We start from the raw sequence: 4,947 nt of genomic DNA, 5'->3' as shown, positions 1-4,947 counted from the left end.
ACAAACGTGTGAAGTTGGGATACTACTGTCAGGAAAAGTAGTGGCTACTACACATCAATGTCTGAGCCGATGGCAACGATCCGCGTGCGTGGGGTGCGTGTGCCCCAGTCGTCGAGTTCCGTCAATTCAGTACGACGACCTACCGCTTGCAAAGCGTGTCGTTTCGCGGGAGTATCGGCGCAGTATACAATGCCTTTGCATCGATAAACTGACGCCGGTAGTTTGCGTCGTACCATTTCACGTAATGCTTCGAGAGCAAATGGTTGATCGGTTTCGTAACTCCAGGTATCGAACATCTGGCTGGCAGCATCATGTTTAGCCTGATCGCCGGTGGGGTTGAGGCTTTGCTTTTGTGATTCCAAATGTTCCGGATCAAAGCGACCGACGGCCAATAAGACTTCCAACGGTACTTCACACCGCACGGCATTCACAATGCGAATCCGATTCAGATGCTGGCCGATCCATTCGCCGATGACTTCAATATGATCTGGCCCTACCAGATCGACCTTGTTCAGAACCACCATGTCTGCAAAGCCGATCTGCCGTAGCTTAAGGGCAGACAGATCATCGTTGTCGGCGTGTGTAAAGACCGCTTCCGCATCCACAAGACAGGTAATGCTGTCCAGACGCAGCAATTTTTCATAGCGCGCATTGAGGAAGGTCATCACAATCCCTTCCGGGTCAGCCACGCCACTCGCTTCCAGAATCACATAATCAATCACATCTTCTCGTGTCAGTAGCTGTTCCAGAGAATTCACAAGGTCATCACGAATTTCACAACACACGCAACCATTGGTCAGATTGATCGTATTCTCTTCCACTCCTTCCACCAGCTCGGCATCAATGTTAATCGCACCGAAGTCATTGACGAGAACGCCCACGCGCAAACCGTGATCTCCATTGAGAATGCGATTCAATAAAGTGGTTTTTCCCGCTCCCAGAAAACCCGTCAATAAAGTGACAGGAACCGGGTCGCGCCCCGGGATCACCAGAGGTTCGGTACGCGGCGCGGGTGCGAGGATCGGCACAGGATCTTCAGTCATAATGCTTGAGCTCTGCTTATTAGAAAATAGAACACGTCACCGAAATCCAGCGACGTGTTCGTAGTGTGGGATTTCTGAATCTACTTCTCGGTATCATCGTCGACTTTGATTCCGCGGGCTTCCAGCATTTCCCGCGGATTGAGCGTGACACCCGGCCATTTCTGAACCGGTTTGCGATAGGCGTCGGGTGGATAATATTTTTTGGGGTCAATTTCCAGGTCACGTACAAACTGTTCCTGCTGAACTTCGCGCGGCATCGTAGGTGTAGGAAGTTTGATCTCGGCAGGTAGCTTTTCGCCCGGTTTAAGAAACCAGCGTGGATCCATGGAAGCGGGAGCCGCCCCATCGGGCATCAGTGCTTCGCGTGACCAGATGGCATCCTTTGTTACATTGATGACTTGCACATCGGGGCCACCGAACATAAACAGGCCATCCCAGTTGGATCGTACTTCCGCAGTCGATTCGGCTTCGAGTGCCGCACCGGCAAATTCATAATGACAGATTGCGGCCATGCGAGGCTGTGCCTGCTTAAACAGATAGCCGGCAGCATAGTACATAGTGTGGAAGATATCGATGGTGTACTCCCAGAGTTCCGCGGGTGCTCCTAATTTCATCGAAGAGAGTGAAGGTACATCGATCGTCCCTTCGGATACAAAGACATCTGCCCCCTTGCCATACTTGGCTGATAGTTCATCGGGACGACCATCGCCGGTCCAGACGAAGGACAAACCGGCGTCTTCCCAATCCAGACGATAAGCGGAGGCGCCATCTTTCACGTGCGACCGCGGCCAGTGTCGAACCACCACGCCATCTTTGTTGTAGCAGATACCGTTTTCTTTTTTCCAGTCAAATTCTGTGACTTCGATTTCCATTCCATCGCCGATGGGGCAGGCATTGAAGTTTTCTTCGTGCCAGCGGTTCATCTCTTTCATATGTTTGATCATATGACTCATTCCCAGTTCTGGTGTTCTTCCTGAGGGACCATAAACGCGCAAGGGAGTGAAACCGCCAGCGAATGCCCGGAAGGGATACATATAAGGCAAATCGGCAAAGTGGTCAGCATGTAGATGGCTGATAAAAATGTCGTTGATCAGTGGAGCGGGCACCTGCATGGCAATCGCGTTTGAGATGCTGCCGTTTCCTAAATCGAAGAAGAAACGGCGGGGTTGTGACTCTCCGTTACCCAGTTCAACGAGAATGGAAGTCCCTGACTGCAAGCGTGTCGGTGGCCAGGGTGTGCTCCCCAGGAATGAAATCCGCATTTCGTTTTTCGGTAGAATTTCCGTCCCCGGCATAAAGACGTTACGGTTTTTGATGGCAGGCCAGGGTTTATAATAATCAGGCAAGCTGATGCCACCGCCGGGTCGGGCACCGTATGGATTTTTCACTTCGCAATCACTATCGGCAGCAGAGGCCACACCGGAAACAGAGGCGGCAAGACCAGCGCCAACCGCCGCTGCACTACCTTTCAGAAAATCGCGCCGACCTTGACCGTTTCCTGATTGATCGTTTTGTATATTGTTGTCTTTATTCAAGACTTACTCCTCAATGTCAAAGTGATTATTATATTAGTGTAAATCAGGCCCAAAGAATCAGAGAAATATTTGACCTGTTTCGCAGAAATGCAATGGGATCTTCTCGCTTTTTTAGAACACGAAAACATTGTATCGAAACAGCAATCTCAAAGCGAACGTATTCTATGTGAATTTCTGTTGTATCCATTTACATGTCACATGACTGAGCTTTTATCGGATGGATCAAAATGTGAATTAATAAAAACTATTTTTATGTTGAAGATTTGTTGTAAGGGAAGTATTTTATGAGATCGCATGCCAAACAGGACGCAGGACTGGTCTAGCATTTTTTGACAAAGCTAACGATCAATAAAAACTTTCTGCAGAGAATGAAAGGTCGACTGAATGATCCGCATCAATTACAAAGTTTTTTTAAAGTGTTATCCCGGGGAGGTCCTGTTCTGGGCTGTCGGTGTGATTGTGGGTATTGTTTTATTACCAACTTATCTAAAAGCAGGTGGGATAGTAATTGGAATTTCTATCGTCTCATGCATTGTCGGTCTTATGAGCTGGAAAGGCCATTTTGCAAATGGCGCGCTCCTGCCTGCTGTTGTGGTGAATCCTAAAAAAAACCTGATCGCTGTCGTGGCAGATTTTAATAATCAGGGAGGCCATTCGTACCCTGTCGTCAAGATCGTCAAAAGACCATTACGTAATGCAACAGGGGCTCCGTTTAAAAAAGCAACTCGTCTGGCAACGGTTGCCACATTTCACAACAAAAATATCGGAAATAACAAGCGCTGGACCGACATTAACCCTATCGTTGTCAACTGTGTTACGGCGAGCAATAAGACTATCAAAAACGCAGTCAATGCCATTGATGAAGCAGAGTGGGATATACTGATGAATGCCCTGAAAAAAATGGACAAACCATTTAAAGCCGGAATTTTTCCTTTTGACCTGGAATAATTTTGGAACACGTTGAACCTTGGAACACGTTGAACCGTTGAGCAACATATTAAAATAAAATTACTCTATGATGAAAACAATCCATGACTACAGACTATGACCCCATCGCCGAGCAGTATCAACGATCCAAGCAGCAGCCCTGGCGGACATTTGTTGAATGTTTTACGTTGATGGAATTGATTGGTGATCCGGGCGGCCTGGCGGTGTTGGATGTTGCCTGTGGCGAAGGTTTTTATACCCGGTTGATTCGTGAACGAGGTGCAGCGCCAGTGACGGGGATCGATCTTTCTGAGGGCATGGTCGATCTGGCCCGTCAACAGGAAGCCCGGCATCAACTGGGAATCGAGTACATTGTCGGCGATGCACGCGAACTGGCGGGTCGTGACAAGTATGATTTGATCGTCGCGGCCTGGTTGCTCAACTACGCCCGCAGCCGTGATGAATTACAGTCGATGTGCGATGGAATTGGTGCCGCGTTAAAACCGGGAGGCCGTTTTGTGACCGTGAATTGTAACCCCGCACAAACATTTCCGACGGCGCCCGCGTATCGTAAATACGGTTTTGAGACAACGGCAATCGGTGACTGGCGAGAGGGTGCGCCGATCAAATGGACGTTTCATCTGGAGGACGGTCCGTTTGACCTCGAAAACTATCATCTGAATGTCGCCACCCATGAAGCGGCTTTTCAACAGGCGGGATTTCGCGAAGTGCGTTGGCATGCGCCTCAATTATCACCGGCAGGTCTGCAGGCACACGATTTGGAGTTCTGGTCTTGCCTGCTGGATTCACCGCCGCTGACGTTTATTGAATGCGTGAAATGAGCGATTCTCTTCTGCTCTCGCATACTCAGGTTATTCAACCACATGATAAAGAATCTCATCTCACACTACGATTAGAGCATCAGCAGTCCCTCTGAAGTCTGTTTTTGTCTCAATCTTTGATCTGAGAAGCTTTATGGAATTCAATGATCTTTGCAGAAACTGGTAGACCATTCTGGTATTTTCAATCCAAAGACTTACAATCATAGTATCACCTGTAAACATAATACTACTATCCTGATAGAAAACTGTTATCATGCTAGCAAACGCCAAGATTGCGGAAGCTGTAATCAACCAGATGAATAACCAAATTGATCTGCTGTTTACGATCACGACGACATTTTGTGGTGGAATTGTCGTGCTCACTATACAAATTATTTTCCACAATAGTGACAATGGTAAACAACCTATCCTCTTGTCAGGTTGGGGGCTATTGCTGTCAGCATTTATTGTAGAAGGTCTCTCTGTTGTCTTTGGATATCTTGCCAGTGGTTGTCTGACTTCGCTTACCCCGACAATTTACTCTTTTCCCATCGAATCAATTGAAAATTGGACACATGCCGAATTTACGGGGCATGGAAATTTGAAATTCTTGATGTTAAT

5 protein-coding genes are annotated in these 4,947 nt (G+C 47.9%); 3 read left to right on the top strand and 2 right to left on the bottom strand.

Annotation, left to right across the window (positions count from 1 at the left end; all coding sequences use genetic code 11):
• Window positions 1-47: 47 nt before the first annotated feature.
• A complete protein-coding gene (locus Q0668_RS05125; RefSeq protein WP_298860803.1) occupies window positions 48-1,043 on the bottom strand; it encodes a GTP-binding protein in 996 nt (331 codons plus the stop codon).
• Between the two features lie 80 nt (window positions 1,044-1,123).
• On the bottom strand, window positions 1,124-2,578 hold the full coding sequence (gntH, locus tag Q0668_RS05120; RefSeq protein WP_298860800.1) for a guanitoxin biosynthesis MBL fold metallo-hydrolase GntH: 1,455 nt from the start codon (window positions 2,576-2,578) through the stop codon (window positions 1,124-1,126).
• A 384-nt stretch (window positions 2,579-2,962) separates the two neighbouring features.
• Between gntH and Q0668_RS05115 the strand changes: the two genes are divergently transcribed.
• From Q0668_RS05115 to Q0668_RS05105, 3 genes are all read left to right on the top strand, one after another.
• Complete coding sequence (locus Q0668_RS05115; RefSeq protein ID WP_298860797.1) at window positions 2,963-3,526, top strand: DUF3239 domain-containing protein; 564 nt, start codon at window positions 2,963-2,965, stop codon at window positions 3,524-3,526.
• Between the two features lie 83 nt (window positions 3,527-3,609).
• On the top strand, window positions 3,610-4,347 hold the full coding sequence (locus Q0668_RS05110; RefSeq protein ID WP_298860794.1) for a class I SAM-dependent methyltransferase: 738 nt from the start codon (window positions 3,610-3,612) through the stop codon (window positions 4,345-4,347).
• 253 nt (window positions 4,348-4,600) lie between these two features.
• Window positions 4,601-4,947, top strand: a 347-nt coding sequence (locus tag Q0668_RS05105) for a hypothetical protein (RefSeq protein ID WP_298860791.1), incomplete at its 3' end; no start/stop codon positions are given.

The sequence above is a fragment of the uncultured Gimesia sp. genome (genome assembly GCF_937910335.1).
GTDB lineage: Bacteria > Planctomycetota > Planctomycetia > Planctomycetales > Planctomycetaceae > Gimesia.
This window is presented reverse-complemented; position numbering and strand designations above follow the sequence as displayed.

Excerpts from the sequence above, each read along its gene's own strand:
- Q0668_RS05125 (WP_298860803.1), bottom strand. The coding sequence starts at position 1,043 with ATGACTGAAGATCCTGTGCCGATCCTCGCACCCGCGCCGCGTACCGAA.
- Q0668_RS05115 (WP_298860797.1), top strand. The coding sequence starts at position 2,963 with ATGATCCGCATCAATTACAAAGTTTTTTTAAAGTGTTATCCCGGGGAG.
- Q0668_RS05110 (WP_298860794.1), top strand. The coding sequence starts at position 3,610 with ATGACTACAGACTATGACCCCATCGCCGAGCAGTATCAACGATCCAAG.